The sequence below is a fragment of the Acinetobacter sp. 809848 genome (genome assembly GCF_000581275.1).
GTDB lineage: Bacteria > Pseudomonadota > Gammaproteobacteria > Pseudomonadales > Moraxellaceae > Acinetobacter > Acinetobacter pittii.
This window is the reverse complement of sequence record NZ_JEXG01000154.1, coordinates 1-1,005: the sequence shown is the minus strand read 5'-3', so window position 1 is coordinate 1,005 and position 1,005 is coordinate 1. Positions and strand designations below refer to the sequence as shown.

The 1,005-nt window shown below is 47.0% G+C and carries 1 protein-coding gene; it reads right to left on the bottom strand.

The genetic code is table 11. The annotated features are described in order from the left end of the window. Positions 1 to 1,005: Ig-like domain-containing protein (locus J536_RS0105000; protein ID WP_032064306.1), on the bottom strand; the 1,005-nt coding region annotated here is incomplete at both ends.

Genomic DNA, 1,005 nt, shown 5'->3' with positions numbered 1-1,005 from the left:
AGTGTATTGTCTGCAAGCGTCCAGGTGCCGTCACCATTGTTCACTGCCGGATAATCAACACCATCCACGTTCACAACCACAGTAGCTGTTGGATCGTTCACTGTACCGGTTAACGCAGGTGTACTGTCATTCGTTAATAGATCAGTTATAACAACTGCTGGTGCAACTGCATCAACAGTAGCTGTACCTGGTAAAGATGGGTTGCCTGCTGGATCTGTAGCAATTGCCTCAACTTCGTCACCATCATTAAGGCCAGGGTTTGGTACTGACCAGCTGCCATCCGGTCCTGCTACAACTGTTGCTGTGTCACCATTAGGATAAGTTACTGTTACGGTTGAACCAGGTTCTGCCGTACCTGTAATCGGGTCTGTCCCGTTAACCGGGTCAATTACTGGTGCTGAAGGAGCAGCTGTATCCAGTGTATAAGTTTGTGTATCGTTAACTGTGCTGCTATTACCTGCTGCATCAGTGAAGGTTACTTTAGCATCAATCGTTTTATCAGCATCAGCAACCAAACCGCTACCTGGTACACTTACTGTCCATGTACCTGCTGCACTGTCTACAGTTGCAGTATAAGTTACCCCATTAATAACAACTGTAACGGCTGTAGTAGCCGCATCTGAAGGAACGTTTTTCAATACACCAGTAATCGTGACATTGCCAGCCGCTTCTGATGCATTAACCACATTATCAGCTGTTACTGAATCAACAGCAAAGTTAACACCATCCGTATTTGGACCAACTGCATCAACAATAGCTGTTCCTGGTCCTGATGTATTGCCAGCAGGGTCTGTTGCTACAGCTGTAACTTCATCGCCATCATTCAGACCAGGGTTTGGTACAGTCCAAGTACCATCCGGTCCTGCTACAACACTTGCCGTACTACCATCCGGATAAGTCACAGTTACTGTTGAACCAGGTTCTGCTGTACCGCTCACTGGGTCAGTTGCATTGATTGGATCAAGTACAGGTGCATTTGGTGCGGTGGTATCAATGGTCACCACT